This window comes from Mesorhizobium sp. M7A.F.Ca.US.002.01.1.1 (genome assembly GCF_004022955.1).
In the GTDB taxonomy this organism is placed as follows: Bacteria; Pseudomonadota; Alphaproteobacteria; order Rhizobiales; family Rhizobiaceae; genus Mesorhizobium; species Mesorhizobium ciceri.
In genome coordinates this window covers 1-14,692 of sequence record NZ_RZQE01000110.1, presented here as the reverse complement: position 1 = coordinate 14,692, position 14,692 = coordinate 1, and the positions used below count along the sequence as shown (strand labels likewise).

General features: G+C 63.7%; 14 protein-coding genes and 1 pseudogene. 9 read left to right on the top strand and 6 right to left on the bottom strand.

Annotated elements, in window-relative coordinates; genetic code table 11:
* A pseudogene (locus EN932_RS13760) lies at window positions 1–231 on the top strand (short-chain dehydrogenase/reductase); the annotation flags it as partial.
* Between the two features lie 22 nt (window positions 232–253).
* Here the strand turns inward: EN932_RS13760 and EN932_RS13755 are convergent.
* From EN932_RS13755 to speB, 4 genes are all read right to left on the bottom strand, one after another.
* Window positions 254–901, bottom strand: a complete 648-nt coding sequence (locus EN932_RS13755; protein WP_024502056.1) for an amino acid ABC transporter permease — start codon at window positions 899–901, stop codon at window positions 254–256.
* A complete protein-coding gene (locus EN932_RS13750) occupies window positions 898–1,554 on the bottom strand; it encodes an amino acid ABC transporter permease (protein WP_027161086.1) in 657 nt (218 codons plus the stop codon). Before EN932_RS13750 ends, EN932_RS13755 begins: the two co-directional genes overlap by 4 nt.
* Window positions 1,555–1,560: 6 nt before the next feature.
* Window positions 1,561–2,367: a transporter substrate-binding domain-containing protein gene (locus tag EN932_RS13745; protein WP_013528437.1), complete on the bottom strand. Its 807-nt coding sequence runs from the start codon at window positions 2,365–2,367 to the stop codon at window positions 1,561–1,563.
* An 82-nt stretch (window positions 2,368–2,449) separates the two neighbouring features.
* Window positions 2,450–3,511, bottom strand: coding sequence for an agmatinase (speB, locus tag EN932_RS13740; protein WP_127370311.1), 1,062 nt, complete (start codon window positions 3,509–3,511; stop codon window positions 2,450–2,452).
* Window positions 3,512–3,717: 206 nt separating this feature from the next.
* On the opposite strand from speB, the gene gcvA reads away from it, so the two are divergent.
* From gcvA to EN932_RS13700, 8 genes are all read left to right on the top strand, one after another.
* Window positions 3,718–4,692 carry a transcriptional regulator GcvA gene (gene gcvA / locus EN932_RS13735; protein WP_127384822.1) on the top strand — a complete coding sequence of 325 codons (975 nt, stop codon included), beginning with the start codon at window positions 3,718–3,720 and terminating at the stop codon, window positions 4,690–4,692.
* A gap of 136 nt (window positions 4,693–4,828) precedes the next feature.
* Entirely contained in the window at window positions 4,829–6,133 is a 1,305-nt protein-coding gene (gene pncB, locus EN932_RS13730) for a nicotinate phosphoribosyltransferase (protein WP_128368867.1), read from the top strand.
* Between the two features lie 300 nt (window positions 6,134–6,433).
* Window positions 6,434–7,825: a hypothetical protein gene (locus EN932_RS13725; protein WP_128336927.1), complete on the top strand. Its 1,392-nt coding sequence runs from the start codon at window positions 6,434–6,436 to the stop codon at window positions 7,823–7,825.
* Between the two features lie 128 nt (window positions 7,826–7,953).
* On the top strand, window positions 7,954–9,258 hold the full coding sequence (locus EN932_RS13720) for an ABC transporter substrate-binding protein (RefSeq protein WP_013528442.1): 1,305 nt from the start codon (window positions 7,954–7,956) through the stop codon (window positions 9,256–9,258).
* A 179-nt stretch (window positions 9,259–9,437) separates the two neighbouring features.
* A complete protein-coding gene (locus EN932_RS13715; RefSeq protein WP_013528443.1) occupies window positions 9,438–10,319 on the top strand; it encodes a branched-chain amino acid ABC transporter permease in 882 nt (293 codons plus the stop codon).
* Entirely contained in the window at window positions 10,316–11,278 is a 963-nt protein-coding gene (locus EN932_RS13710; protein WP_128337847.1) for a branched-chain amino acid ABC transporter permease, read from the top strand. Before EN932_RS13715 ends, EN932_RS13710 begins: the two co-directional genes overlap by 4 nt.
* Window positions 11,275–12,003, top strand: coding sequence for an ABC transporter ATP-binding protein (locus tag EN932_RS13705; RefSeq protein ID WP_063169740.1), 729 nt, complete (start codon window positions 11,275–11,277; stop codon window positions 12,001–12,003). The genes EN932_RS13710 and EN932_RS13705 overlap by 4 nt, the downstream gene beginning before the upstream one ends.
* The gene (locus EN932_RS13700) at window positions 12,000–12,734 is read left to right on the top strand and encodes an ABC transporter ATP-binding protein (protein ID WP_024502064.1); all 735 of its coding nucleotides are present in this window, start codon (window positions 12,000–12,002) and stop codon (window positions 12,732–12,734) included. The genes EN932_RS13705 and EN932_RS13700 overlap by 4 nt, the downstream gene beginning before the upstream one ends.
* On the opposite strand, the gene EN932_RS13695 is transcribed toward EN932_RS13700, so the two are convergent.
* Window positions 12,735–14,153: a sodium:proton antiporter gene (locus EN932_RS13695; RefSeq protein WP_127369371.1), complete on the bottom strand. Its 1,419-nt coding sequence runs from the start codon at window positions 14,151–14,153 to the stop codon at window positions 12,735–12,737.
* Window positions 14,154–14,180: 27 nt separating this feature from the next.
* The coding region (locus EN932_RS13690; protein WP_164890479.1) for a nicotinamidase at window positions 14,181–14,692 on the bottom strand (512 nt) is incomplete at its 5' end.

The following is a 14,692-nucleotide window of genomic DNA, read 5'->3' as shown; positions in this document are numbered from 1 at the left end:
ATCTATGATTCCGCGCGCGCTGGCATGACTATGTCCGTTCGGAAATCGATGGAAAAAGGCGATGCGCCCGAAGTGGTCGCCAAGACCATTCTGGCAGCAGCGACCGATCCCGCGCCGAAGAAACGCTATGCGGCGGGGAAAATGGCGCGCCAGGTCCGTTTCCTGCGCCGTTTCGTCCCCGCATCCGCATTCGACAAGAGCCTGCGCAAGCAGCTTGGGTTGCCGGTCTGAAATCGGGCGCTGCCTTGGCGCGTCAGCGAGCAGCCGCCTGTTTCTCGAGCCTGCGGGCGTATTGCGTCAGCGGAAAGCACATGACGAAGAAGATCAGCGCCACCAGCCCGTATACCTTGAACGGTTCGAAGGTCGCATTGTTGATGGCGTTGGAGGTCCGCACCAGCTCCTCGAAGCCGATGATCGAGGTGAGCGCCGTCGATTTGATCAGCTGCACCAGGAAGCCGACCGTGGGTGCGCGGGTGATCGAAAACGCCTGCGGCAGGATGATCAGCCTGAGTTCCTGCAGATAGTGCAGGCCGAGGCTGGCACCGGCGTCCCATTGACCGAGGGGTAGCGCCGCGACGCCGGAGCGCCAGATCTCGGCGAGATAGGCGCTGGCGAAGAAGGTGAGGCCGAGCGCCGCCGCGGTCCACGGCTCGATGCGCAGACCAAGCATCGGCAGGCCGAAGAACATCAGGAACAGCTGCATCAAGAGCGGCGTCCCCTGGAACAGGGCGATGTAGCCGGAGGCGACACGCCGGCTCCATTTGTTCTCAGCGATCCTGAAGAACAGCACGATCATGCCGACGATGCCGCCGCCGATAAAGGCGGCCAGCGATAGCAGCACCGTCCAGCGGGCGGCGAGCAGTAGGTTGCGCACGATGTCCCAGAAGGTGAACTCGATCATGACACACCGGCTCCGAGCGCGCGGCGCCCGCCTGACACCAGCAGCCGGCGCAAGGCCATCGACAGAGCGAGATAGACCAGCGTCACGACGAAATAGGTCTCGAAGGAGCGGAAGGTGCGTGCCTGCAGCATGTCGGCCTCGTAGGTCAGCTCACGCACGGCGATCTGCGACACGACGGCGGACTCCAGCATCATGATGACGATCTGGCTGGTGAGCGCGGGGTAGATGATCTTGAGCGCCTGCGGCAGCACGATCTTGACGAACACCTGGCGTGGCCGCAGCCCAAGGGCCAGCGCTGCTTCCGTCTGCCCGCCGGGCACGGCGTCAAGCCCGGCGCCGACGATCTCGATGGTGTAGGCCGCCATGTTGAGCGTCATCGCCAGCATCGCGGCCAGGAGCGGGTCGAGCCGGACGCCCAGGCTGGGCAGCCCGAAGAAGATGAAGAACAACTGCACCAGGAACGGCGTGTTGCGCATCACCTCGACATAGCAGGCGATTGCCCGCTTGAGCAGCACCGGGCCGTTTCGCCGCCCCGCGGCACCCAGGATGCTGAGCAGCGTTCCGGCCAGCGTGGTCACGGCGATCAGCAGGATCGTCGTGGCCGCGCCATGCGCGATGTCGCCCAGGGCACCCGGGAGCCAGGCAAAGGCCACGGAAACTCAATCCTTGAGATTGTCGGGATTGAGCGGCGTCTTCAGCCAGGCTTTCGAGCTTTCGTCCAGCTTGCCGTCGGCCAGCATCTTGGCGACCGCATCGTTGACGGCCTTCTTCAGGCCGTCTTCGTTCTTGTTGAGGCCGATATGCGAGGGCGAGGTCAGAAGCTGGAACTTCTGCTCCGGCTTCAGTGCGTCCTGCTTGGCCAGCACCTGCGCGCCGACGTCGTTGCCGACGACCATCAGCTGCGTCTGGCCGGAGATGAAGGCCTGGATCACCGAATTGTAGTTGTCGAAGCGCTTTATGTCGGCCGATGCCGGTGCTGCCTCGGTGAGCGAGGTGTCTTCCAGCGTGCCGCGATTGACGGCGATCGACTTGTCGGCGAGGTCTTCCTTGCCTTTGACGGCAAGCGCTGCCGGACCGATCACGGCGATGTAGTAGGGCGCGTAGGCAGCGGCGAAGTCGATGACCTGCTCGCGTTCCTTCGAATAGCCGACGCTCATCAGCAGGTCGACGCGATGATCGTTCAGATACGGGATGCGGTTCTGGCCGGTGACGGCGATGGGATTGAGCTTCACCTTGAGCGTATCGGCGATGTATTGCGCGACATCCATGTCATAGCCCTTGAGGCTCATGTCGGCGCTGGCCGAGGAGAAGGGCGGAAAGTCGGCGAAGACGCCGACATTGATGGTGCCGGCCTTGGTGATGTCCGCCAGCGCATCGGCGCTAGCGGCCTGAACTGCGAGGCCGAAACCGGCCGTGCCGAGCATCAGCACGGCGGCGATGGAGGCAAATGTCTTACGGATTGTCATTGTCATTCCCCTGTCTGGAAGCTTTGTTTGTTCGGGTCGGCCGCCGGCTCCAGCGCGGCGGCTGCCTTTGCTTTTCTAGACGTCAGGCGCCCTTGCCTGTTATCGCCGGGCTGAACACCATCAGGCTCAGTATCTCGAACAGCACCTGCGCCGCAGCGTGCGCCGTGTTGGTGGTGGCGTCGTATTGCGGCGCCACCTCGACGACGTCGCCGCCGACGATGTTGAGACCTTTGAGGCCGCGCAGGAGTTCAAGCACTTCGCGCGTCGTCAGCCCGCCGACCTCCGGCGTGCCGGTGCCCGGCGCGAAGGCCGGATCGACGCTGTCGATGTCGAAGGAGACATAGGTCGGGCCGTCGCCGACGATCTTGCGCGCCTTCTCGATGATCGCCGGAATGCCGAGGCCGGTCACCTCCTCGGCATGCACCACGGTCATGCCGGACTCGTAGGTGAACTCCCACAGATATTCGGCCGAGCCGCGGATGCCGATCTGGATCGTGCGCGTCGGGTCGAGCACGCCGTCAAGCACAGCGTTGCGGAACGGGCCGCCATGGTGGAACTTGGTCATGTCGAACAGGCCGCTGGTGTCGCAGTGGGCGTCGATATGGATCAACCCGACCGGAGCTTTCTTGCCGACGGCCTTCAGGACCGGATGGCTGATCGAATGGTCGCCGCCGATCGACAGCGGAATCACCCCGGCATCGACGATCTGGTTGGTGCGGCGCTCGATATCCTCATGGCTGGTCTCAAGCCGGTAGCGGCTGCGGAACGGCGTGTCACCAATGTCGGCGACCCTGAGCTCATGCGTCGGCGCGCATTCCAGCACGTGATTGTAGGGCCCGATGCGCTCGATGGCGCGCAACGCCCTTGGCCCGAAGCGCGAGCCCGGGCGGTTGGTGACGCCGAGATCCATCGGCACGCCGATCATCGCCACCTGCAAATCGCCGAAATCCGGATTGTCGGCCGATATTTCGCGGTAGGGCGCGGCAAGAAAGGTCGGGATGCCTGAATAGGGCGCCAGCCGCGTGCCGCTCTTGGAGAAGATCTTGTCGGCGACCTTGCGGAATTTCGGGTCGAACATCTCGCCGCCATGGCTTTCACCATATTTGCGACGCAACGCATCGAGCTTGCCGCGATCGTATCCCATGTCCGCTCCTCCTGGGCTGATGCAGTGCCGGCGCGGGTGACGCCTGCGAACCGACCGTCATCCGGCCGGGCCGCTGTCCCGCTGGCTGCCTGCAGATTTCATGTCTTGATGCTGTTCTGAACTCAAGTGTCTGGCAGTGGCATTGAAAAATCAATTGATATTGTTAGGGTGTTTTCTGTGAGAAAATCTCACAACAAAGTGGTACCATGACCAAGCGCCTGCCACCGCTCAATCCGCTGCGCGCCTTCGAGGCAACGGCTCGCCATGGTTCACTGACCAAGGCGGCGACTGAGCTGAACGTCACGCATGGCGCTGTCAGCCACCAGATCAAGGCGCTCGAGCAGTCGCTCGGTGTCAAGCTGTTCGAGCGGGTCGGCCAGCGGGTCAAGCTGACACCGCATGGCGCGGAGCTTCTGCCGGCGGTGTCGACCGCGTTCGACGGCATCGCCGCCGCCACCCAGCGCATGACAAGGCCGGCGAGCAGCGGCACACTTTCGGTCTCCTGCGTGCCGGCGCTACTGTTGCTGTGGATGACACCGCGGCTCGGCAGTTTCATGGCGCAATATCCCGACATAAGGCTGACGCTTATTCCTTCCAACGATCCCAAGGATTTGCGGGCGCCCAATATCGATGTCTGCGTGCATTATGGCGACGGCAGCTGGACCGATTGCTGGATGCGCAAATGGTCGGGCCTCGAACTGTTTCCCGTGGTCAGCCCGACCTTGATCAACAACCGGCCGATCCGCAGCGTCAGGGATCTCGCCGATCATGTCTTCCTGCATGGCGATGACGGCCGCGAGTGGCACACCTGGCTGGCTGCCGCCGATGCGCTGGACCTGGAGCGGGGCCGCCGCCATCACCTCGGCGATGCCCGTATGGCGACCGAGGCGGCGGTGCACGGCCACGGCGTGGCGCTGGGCGACTCGGTGACGGCAAGCGCGCTGCTGGCCAGGGGCATGCTGGTCGCGCCGTTCAGCCTGTCGGTGCCGGCGGTCGACGATTTCTATGTCGTCTGCCGCAACGAGATGCGGGCGACGCCGATCGTGCAGGTGTTCATCGACTGGCTGTTTGCCGAGAAAGCGGGGGACGACGGGCGCGCCGACGCCCCGGTGGCCGGCCGCATCGTCAGCCGCCGCAAGCGTCCGGCGCTCAGGGTGATGGGCAGCAAATCCGCAAGCTGATGCCAGGCTGCGCGCCGCCGCATGCAGGCAGCTCTTTTTGTCGGGCCAGCCTGAAAGCGGGCAGCGTTGCGGCCGATTCGATGCTATGAGGCCTGTCGCGATTGTGGATGGCAGGCAGCGAAGGCGGTGTTGAAACATGGCTAAGACCGATATTGCGCGGCGCGTCTACAACCACACCTGGAAGCTCGACCCGATCGTGCGCAGCCTGCTCGACACGGATTTCTACAAGCTTTTGATGCTGCAGATGATCTGGGGCATGTATCCCAAGGTCGACGCAACCTTCTCGCTGATCAACCGCACGACCTCGGTGCGCCTTGCCGACGAGATCGACGAGAGCGAATTGCGCGAACAACTCGACCATGCCCGCACCTTGCGCTTCTCCAAGAAGGAGATGATCTGGCTCGGCGGTAACAATTTCTACGGCCGCAAGCAGATCTTCGAACCGGAATTCCTCGCCTGGCTGGAAGGCTTCCGGCTGCCCGAATACGAGCTGTCGAAGTGCGACGGGCAGTATGAACTGACCTTCAGCGGGCCGTGGATGTACACCACGCTGTGGGAAATCCCGGCGCTCGCCATCATCAATGAACTCCGATCTCGCGCGGCGATGCGGGCGTTCGGGCCTTTCGCGCTCGACGTGCTCTATGCCCGCGCCAAATCCAAGATGTGGGCCAAGACCGAGCGGCTGAAGGCGCTGCCCGGCATCCGCATCTCGGACTTCGGCACGCGCCGGCGCCATTCCTTCCTATGGCAGCGCTGGTGTGTCGAGGCGTTGAAGGAAGGCATCGGCGAGGCGCTCACCGGCACCTCCAACGTGCTTTTGGCCATGGACAACGACCTCGAAGCGCTCGGCACCAACGCACATGAGCTGCCGATGGTGTTTGCCGCGCTTGCCGACTCGGAAAAAGAGCTGAGACAGTCGCCCTACAAGGTGCTGCAGGACTGGCAGCGCTACTATGGCGGCAATCTCTTGATCGTGCTGCCCGACGCCTTCGGCACAGCCTCATTCCTGCGCGATGCGCCGGACTGGGTGGCCGACTGGACGGGCTTTCGCCCCGACAGCGCGCCGCCGATCGAAGGCGGCGAAAAAATCCTGTCCTGGTGGCGCGACAAGGGCAAGGACCCCAAGCAGAAACTGCTGATCTTCTCCGACGGGCTCGAGGTCGAAACCATCGAGGAGACCTATCGCCACTTCAAGGGCAAGGTGCGTATGTCGTTCGGCTGGGGCACCAATCTGACCAATGATTTCGAAGGCTGCGCGCCGACGGAAACCAACAGCCTCGACGCCATATCGCTGGTCTGCAAGGTCACCGAGGCCAATGGCAGGCCAGCGGTCAAGCTGTCGGACAATCCGGCCAAGGCGACCGGCGATGTGAAAGAGATCGAGCGGTATCTCAGGATTTTTGGCGAGAAGGACCGCGTGGAGCAATTGGTCAAGGTGTGAGGGGTGGTGGGCCTCTTGGATAGGCCGAGTTCCCTGGCGCCCCCCTCTGTCCTGCCGGACATCTCCCCCTCAAGGGGGGAGATTGGACGTCATCTCCGCTTTCGCCAATTTTCGACGCCCAACGAAAAGCGCCGATCGAGCGAACTGCCAATCTCCCCCCTTGCGGGGGGTGAGGAGTGGTCCGCGCAGCGGACGGAAAGCCAATTGCTTGGCTTTCCGAACGACGAACGCCCGGAGCGACGGCGAAGAGCCGGGTCCGGCAGGACAGAGGGGGGCGCCGCAGGGTGCCGTCATCTATCGTTGGCATTGTTGCTTACAGCCGTATCGCTCGTATTGCCCGCCCCCGCCTGCGCACACGCCTCCGATCAGGGCCACGTCCTGCTGTTGCCGACCGGCTACTATCTGGTTGGAGGCGCTTTCGCCGTGGCGATCAGCTTCCTCGTCCTGGCGCTGCTGCCGGCGGCTTCGCTTGACCGCTTCTGGCGCCGACGCCTGCCGCTGTTCACCTTCGGCGACAGCGCCCGCGCCGCCATCAGCCTGATATCCTTTGCCGGCTTTGCAATTCTCATTGCCGCCGGCCTGTTCGGCAGCCGCGACCCACTCTCCAATCCGCTGCCGCTGCTGATCTGGACACTGATGTGGGCCGGCCTCACGCTGCTGCAGGGCGTCTTCGGCGACCTCTGGTCGTGGCTCAATCCCTGGTACGGGCCCTGGCGTCTGATCTCACGTCTCTTGCGCGCGGGCGATGAAGGGATACCGCGGCTTCCCCGATGGCTCGGTTGCTGGCCAGCGTTCATCCTGTTTTTCGCCTTTGCCTGGTTCGAACTCATCGATCCGGCGCCCGACGATCCGGCGCGGCTGGCATATGCTGCCGGCTTCTATTGGCTGCTCACCCTCATTGCCATGCTGGCATTCGGCTATCGCGGCTGGAGCCGCGGCGGAGAATTCCTGACGGTCTTCTTCTCCATGGTGGCGCGCTTCGCGCCCATCGAGCGCAACGACGCCGGCCGGCTCGCGCTCTGCTGGCCCGGCGCCAAGCTGCTTGCCGCCGAACCGTTGCCGCCCAGCGGCATCGCCTTCCTGTTGCTTGCGCTGTCGTCGGTGTCCTTCGACGGCCTGTCCAAAACCTTCTTCTGGCTCGGCCTGTTCGGCATCAACCCGCTCGAATTTCCCGGCCGCACGGCGCTGATCGGCAGCGGCACTTTCGGGCTGATCCTGACATTCGCGCTGCTGGCGGCGGTGTTCCTGCTTGCCGTCTGGCTCGGCCAACGTCTTGCCGGCAGCGACCACATTCTTAACCAGGCGGCCGGTCAGCTGGTGTGGTCGATCGTGCCGATCGCGCTTGCCTATCACATTGCGCATTATCTGACGGCGCTGCTCGTCGACGGCCAATATGCGCTTGCGGCACTTTCCGATCCGTTCGCGATGGGCTGGAACCTGTTCGGCACCGCCGATATGCAGATTGAGGCCGGCATCGTTGCGGGGGCGGACTCTGCGTGGTGGCTGTGGAATATCCAGGCCGGCGCCATCATCCTGGGCCATGTGCTCGCCGTCCTCGTCGCTCACGGCTTCGCCTGGCGCCTGCACCCACAGCCCTCCCGCGCGGCCCTCAGCCAGTTCCCGCTTACCTTGCTGATGATCGCCTACACCGTCTTCGGCCTCTGGTTGCTTGCCACGCCGACTGTCGGATGAGAAAAGGCGACCAGCATGCCTTCGGGGAAAGCCCGCTTGCCACGTCGGGGCTTTGGTGATTTAGTTTGTACACATGCGATTTTTTGCCTCGTTGCAGCCAGTCAAAACTCAAAAACAGGGGAACTGCCGTGACTGACAAGAATGGGTTTTTCGATCTCTCCAGATCCACGCTCACCCGCCGCACCGCACTGAAAGGTCTGGCCGCAGGCGCCGGCCTCGGCCTTGCCCCTGGCTTCGTCCGCTATTCCCAGGCGCAGAGTTCGGCGCCGATCAAGATCGGCTTCCAGTCGCACCGCACCGGCATCGGCGCTGCCTATGGCCGCTGGTACGAAAAGACGACAGCTGCCGCAGTCAAGGCGATCAATGCAGCCGGCGGCATCAATGGCCGCCAGGTCGAGGTGATCATCGAGGATGACGGCACCGATCCCGGCCGTGGCGCCGAGGTGGTCGGCAAGTTCGCCACCCAGCACAAAACCGACATCGTCTTCGGCACGCTGTTCTCGCATGTCGTCATCGGCTCGGCGCCCGCCGCCGGCGAAAACAAGATGCCCTATTTCGTCGTCAGCGAAGGCCATCACGTCGCCTCGACCAAGCTGAACCGCTATGTCTTCCAGCCCGGCATCACCGACGTGAAGAGCCAGATCCAGTCGATGGCGCCGTGGATCGCGGCTAACGCCGGCAAGAAGGTGACGCAGATCTTCCCGGATTTCGCCTTCGGCTACGACCACCGCGACTACCTGCCGCCGGCGCTGAAGGCGCAAGGCGGCGAGGTCATCGCGCAGATCGCCATCCCGCCGACGGAATCATCCTTCACCAAGTATTTTCCGCAGATCCCGGCCGAGACCGAGGTGATCTACCACGTCATGGTCGGCCCGGCCGTGCTCACCTTCGTCAAGGAGCTTGGTGAGTTCTACGGCTCCAACCGGCCGCAACTGTTCGGCTTCATCGATTCGCTCGAAGCCACCGACATCAACAGCCCCGGCCTCGAATTCCTCGATGGCAGCCATTTCTGGGAAGGCTCGCCGCGCTATGCGCAGGCCGATGATTCCGAGGCGCAGAAGGCCTATCGCGCTGCTGTCGGCATCGACGACAATGGCGCCGCCGTCGGCGACCCCAAGGACGTCTCCACCGCCGCCCACATGTTCGGCTGCTGGGAAACGCTCTACGTCGTCAAGAAGGCGATGGAGGACGCCGGCTACAAGGGACCGGAAGACCGCGCCAAGCTGGTCGAGGCGACCGAGGCGCTGACCGAATTCGCCGAAGGTCCGGAACATCCGCAGGGACCGAAGACCTTCAACGGCAAGATCCACCAGTGCTTTGGCATCCAGAACATCTCCAAGATCGAAGGCGGCAAGCTCAAGGTCGTGCACAAGACCAAGATCGAGGACGGACTTTACGAGGCCGAAGGGGATTACACGACGCAGGCGCTGTGAGCTGCTCCAGCACAAGCGTGAGCGCCAGGCCGCCCCCCTCTGTCCTGCCGGACCCGGCCCTTCGCTGTCGCTCCGGGCGTTCGTCGTTCGGAAAGCCAAGCAATTGGCTTTCCGTCCGCTGCGCGGACCACTCCTCACCCCCCGCAGGGGCGCGATTGCGCTATCGCTGAGCGTGTAGCATGCACTTCGGTCCCCACCTCCTCCTCGCCGCCCTCGAAGGCCTCGTCACCTCAGCCGTGCTGGCGCTGACCGCGCTCGGCCTGTCCTTGGTGTTCGGCGTCATGCGGGTGGTCAATGTCGCGCATGGTGAGTTCTTCATGCTGGGCGCCGTGCTCGCCTGGGCGATCACCACAGCCATTGGCGGCCACCCCGCGCTCGGCTTCCTGGCCGCACTTGTGATTGCTCCGCTGATCGTCGGCGCCATTGCGCTGGTCGCCGAACGGCTGGTGCTGCGCCGGCTCAACTACAATCCGGAAGCCACCATCGTCGCCACCATCGGCATGCTTTACATCATCCAGCAGCTGGCGCTGACCTTCTACGGTCCGGAGGCGCGGCCGGTGGAGCCGCCGTTCAGCTACCGTATCCTTTTGCCGTGGTTCGGCTACTCCGGCTACAAACTGTCTGTCATCGCCGCCTCCGCGCTGCTGCTCACCGCGACATGGCTGGTGCTGACGCGCACCAGGATCGGCCTCGTCATGCGCGCCACGCAGTATGACAGCGAGACGGCGCAGGCCTTCGGCATCCCCGTCGGCCGCGTCTATGGCGGCGTCTTCGCGCTTGGCGCCATGCTGGCGGCCATTGCCGCAGTGCTGATCGTGCCGATCAGCCAGGCGCATTATCTGATGGGGCAGGACCCGCTGCTGCTCTCCTTCATCGTCGTCATCATCGGCGGCCTCGGCTCGCTGCGCGGCACGGTCGTCGCCGCCGTGCTGATCGGTCTCTCCGACGGCATCATCTCGATGTTCTTCTCGCCGACGCTGGCCAAGATCATCGCCACGCTGCTGGTCGCCATGGTGCTGGTGTTCCGTCCGCAAGGCTTGTTCGGGACGAGGTCGCGATGAGCGAAGCTTCGCCGGTAAAAGCCTATGCCCTGCATCTCGGCGTCGTCGGGCTGCTTTTCGTGCTGAGCTTCCTGCTGCCGGAATACTATCACGGCCTGCTCGCCCGCATCATGGTGCTGGCGGTGTTCGCCATGGGCTACAACATGCTGTTCGGCTATGTCGGCCTGCTCAGCCTCGGCCATGCCATGTTCTTTGCCGCCGGGCTCTATGGCGCCGGCCTTGCAGTCATCCAGCTCGGCTGGAGCGTACCAGCGGCGTTCGCCGCCGGGCTTGCCTGTGGTGTTGTTGTGTCACTCGTGATCGGCCTGCTGGCGCTGCGCACCACGGGCGTCGCCTTCATGATCGTCACCATGATGTTCGCGCAAGTGTTCTACCTCCTCATCCTCTACTTCGCGACGTGGACCGGCGGCGACCAGGGCATGGTCGTGCCGCAGCCGGCCCGTGTGCTCACCTTCGGCGCGACGTCGCTCGAGCTCACCAATCCGACCGTTCGCTACATGACGGCGCTGGCGCTGTTTTCGATCGTGCTTCTCGTCACATTGGCCATCGTCCGCTCCCGGTATGGCCGCGTGCTGGTCGCCATCCGCGAGAACGAAGAGCGGACGAAGATGCTGGGATACGACACTTTCTCCAACAAGCTCGCCGCCGTCGTCATCTCCGGCATCATCTGCGCCGGCTCGGGTGCCGCCTATGCGCTGCTGTTCGGCTATGTCGGATCGAGCTTCGCGTCGGTGCAGTATTCGATCCTGCCGCTGCTGTGGGTGCTGCTGGGCGGTGCTGCAACAACGCTCGGGCCGCTGATCGGCACGCTGTTCATGTACTATGTCATCGATATCACCAGCGGCTACACCTCCGCCTATCTGCTGATTGTGGGCATCGCGCTGATCCTGCTTGTGCTGTTTTTCCCCAAAGGCATTCTGGGCAGCATTAGGCAGCGCTGGCTCGGGTGGCTGCCATGATGCCGCTTTTGACCACCAAGGGCCTTTCTCGCGACTTCGGCGGCCTGCGTGCCGTCGACCGTGTGGATTTCTCCTTGATGCCGGGCGAAATCCGCGCCGTGATCGGCCCCAATGGAGCGGGGAAGACCACCTTCGTCAGCCTGGTCAGCGGCCGCATCCAGCCGTCTGCCGGCATGATCGTCTTCGACGGCGCCGACATCACCAATCTGCCTGCCTATGTCAGGGTCCGCAGGGGGATCGCCTACACCTTCCAGCTCACCAGCGTCTATGCCAACCTGTCCGTCTACGCCAACGTCGCGCTGCCCGCGCAACTGACGCTGCGGCATGGCAGCCATTCCAGGAGCGCGATACAGGCCGCTGTCATGACCGCACTCGAACGCACCGGCCTGGCCGATCGCGCCCACATGCCGGCCGGGCAGTTGTCCTACGGCCATCAGCGCCTGCTGGAAGTGGCGATGGGCCTGGCGCTGAAGCCGCGCCTGCTGATCCTCGACGAGCCGACGCAAGGGCTGGCCGACAGCGAGATCGACAATTTCATCACCCTGGTGCGCGAGATCGCCAAGAACGCCACCGTGCTTCTGATCGAGCACAACATGCCTGTCGTCATGCAACTGGCCGACCGCATCACGGTCTTCAATGCCGGCAAGATCCTCGCCGAAGGCACGCCCGAAGCGATCCGCGAAAACGCGGCGGTGCAGGAAGCCTATTTGGGGACTGCCCCATGACCGAGGCAAACCAGGCCGAGGCCACGCCTCAAGCACTCACCATTTCGGGGCTCGACTGCTTCTATGGCGAGGTCCAGGTACTCTATGGCCTCGACCTGGTGCTGAACAAAGGCGAGGTGCTGTGCCTGTTCGGCCGCAATGGAGCCGGCAAGACGACGACACTCAAGGCCATCATGGGGCTGGTCCCCTCGAGCGCCGGCTCGATCAGGCTCGATGGCAAGGAGTTGACCGGCCTGCCGGCGCATGAGGTGCCCAAGGCCGGCGTCGCCTATGTGCCGCAGGGAAGGCGACTGTTCGCCGAAATGACGGTGGCGGAAAACATCGAGATCGGCCTGATGGCGCGCGGCAAAGGCAAGGCGACGCGTGAAAACGTGCTCGACCTCTTTCCATTGCTGCGCCAGCGGCTGCGGCAGCGTTCCGGCACACTGTCCGGCGGCGAACAGCAGATGCTGGCGATGGCGCGTGCACTCTGCCTCGAACCGCAGGTGCTATTGCTCGACGAGCCGACCGAAGGGCTGATGCCGTCGATGATCGCCAAGATCCGCGAGACGGTGTCGACGCTGCGTGACATGGGCGTGTCGACCATCCTGGTCGAACAACGGGTCGATGCGGTGCTTTCTGTCGCCGACCGCGTTGCCTTCGTCGAAAACGGCCGCAACCGCGAGACGGTCGATGTCCAAGAACTGCGCGCCGATCCGTCAGCGGTGCGCCGTTATGTCGGCGTGGGTTGATCAGCCGAAGAACAGAAAACCCGCTATCAAAAATGTCGGGATTAGCACCAGGCCCGACCATGCCATATAGCCAAAAAAGCCCGGCATCTTCACGCCGCGATGTCGGGCGATGGCGTAGACCATGAAATTCGGCGCATTGCCGATATAGGTGTTGGCGCCCATGAACACGGCGCCGGCCGAGATCGCGGCAAGCGTCGAAGCGAACTCCATCATCAGGTGCCGGGGGTCACCGCCGGCAAGCTCGAAGAACACCAGATAAGTCGGCGCATTGTCGAGGAAGGATGACAGCGCCCCGGTCAGCCAGAAATAGGCGAGATCGTTGGGCTGGCCGGAGGAAGAACTCACAAGCGACACCAGCGGCGCCAGCGCACCCTCACGGCCTGCCCTGAGGATGGCGATGACCGGCACGATGCAGATGAAGATGCCGGCAAACAATTTGGCCACCTCTGCTATCGGACCCCAGTTGAAGCCATTGGCCTCGCGGTATTCCTTGCGCGAAATGACAAGTGAAACGAGGGCGAGCGCCAGGATCATGGCGTCGCGCACCAGGTTCTGCAGTTCCAGGCTGACGCCGAACACGGAGAAGCTGACGCCCGGCTTCCAAGCCGCCGATAGCAGGATGGCGACGATCACCCCCGCCAGGAGCGGAAGGTTGGCCAGGCCGCGCAGGCGCACCTTGGTATCCGGTGTCGGGTCCTTGATCTTCGGCGCGCCAGCCTCGCGCCGGTGCAGGATGATGTCGATCACCAGAAAAATGCCCAGGACGACACCGCCGACGAACAGCGTCTCGTGCCAGAGGTTCGTCGTCGTCCAGAAGAAGTCGACGCCGCGCAGGAAGCCGACGAACAGCGGCGGATCGCCAAGCGGCGTCAGCGAGCCGCCGATGTTGGACACCAGGAAGATGAAGAAGATGACGACATGGGCGTTGAACGGCCTGTTATCGTTGGCGCGGATGATCGGCCGGATCAGGATCATCGAGGCACCGGTCGTGCCGATCACCGAGGCCAGCAGCGCGCCGACCAGCAGCAGGCCGGCATTCACCAGCGGCGTGCCGTGAATGTTGCCGGCAAGGAGAATGCCGCCGGAAATGGTGAACAGCGCAAACAGCAGGATGATGAACGACATGTATTCGGTGAGCAACGCATGCAGTACCGCTTCGGTCGCTGTGGGGACACCGAAGGCGACCGCCAGCGGCAGGACCACCAGAGCGCCCCAAAGGGCCGCGATCTTGCCGTAGTGATGCTCCCAGACATGAAGAAACAGCAGCGGACCAGTGGCGATCGACAACAGCAGCCCGGCAAAGGGCAGCGCCCACCACAGCGACATCGAAGCGCCGGGCAGGCCGTGTTCCTCCGCCCCGAAAGCCTGTGCCGGAAACAGCACGGCCACGACGATTGCCGCTTTCGTCGCGACCCACAAAAAGCCCCTCTTGTGCCTCACGATCCGTCAGTCCGACAAAGGGTCTTCGAGCCTCACGCCGGCGTCGCGCATGCGCTGCAGCATGGCATTGAGCGAACCGTTGAGATCGATGCCGCGGCAGGCATCCAGCCGCACTGTGGTTTTGAAGCCCTGGCTGACGGCATCCAGCGCCGAAAAGCCGACGCAGAAATCGGTCGCCAGCCCGACCAGGGTCAGCGTGTCGATGCCGCGCTCCCGGAGGTAGCCGGCAAGGCCGGTCTGGGTCGTGCGGTCGTTCTCGAAGAAGGCCGAGTAGCTGTCGATATCAGGCCGAAATCCCTTGCGAATGACGAGCTCGGCCTTGGTCCAGGCGAGGCCGGAATGGAAATCCGAGCCCAGGCTGCCCTGGATACAGTGGTCCGGCCACAGCGTCTGCTGGCCGTACGGCATTTCGATCATGGTGAAGGGCTGCGCGCCCGGATGGCTGGAAGCAAAGCTGGAGTGACCGGCGGGATGCCAGTCCTGCGTCAGCACGACATGGTCGGTTCGCCGGATCAGGT

Bases quoted from the DNA above. Each gene is read 5' to 3' on its own strand.
- EN932_RS13715 (WP_013528443.1), top strand. From the start codon at position 9,438: ATGCACTTCGGTCCCCACCTCCTCCTCGCCGCCCTCGAAGGCCTCGTC.
- gcvA (WP_127384822.1), top strand. From the start codon at position 3,718: ATGACCAAGCGCCTGCCACCGCTCAATCCGCTGCGCGCCTTCGAGGCA.
- speB (WP_127370311.1), bottom strand. From the start codon at position 3,511: ATGGGATACGATCGCGGCAAGCTCGATGCGTTGCGTCGCAAATATGGT.
- EN932_RS13710 (WP_128337847.1), top strand. From the start codon at position 10,316: ATGAGCGAAGCTTCGCCGGTAAAAGCCTATGCCCTGCATCTCGGCGTC.
- EN932_RS13705 (WP_063169740.1), top strand. From the start codon at position 11,275: ATGATGCCGCTTTTGACCACCAAGGGCCTTTCTCGCGACTTCGGCGGC.
- pncB (WP_128368867.1), top strand. From the start codon at position 4,829: ATGGCTAAGACCGATATTGCGCGGCGCGTCTACAACCACACCTGGAAG.
- EN932_RS13700 (WP_024502064.1), top strand. From the start codon at position 12,000: ATGACCGAGGCAAACCAGGCCGAGGCCACGCCTCAAGCACTCACCATT.
- EN932_RS13755 (WP_024502056.1), bottom strand. From the start codon at position 901: ATGATCGAGTTCACCTTCTGGGACATCGTGCGCAACCTACTGCTCGCC.
- EN932_RS13745 (WP_013528437.1), bottom strand. From the start codon at position 2,367: ATGACAATCCGTAAGACATTTGCCTCCATCGCCGCCGTGCTGATGCTC.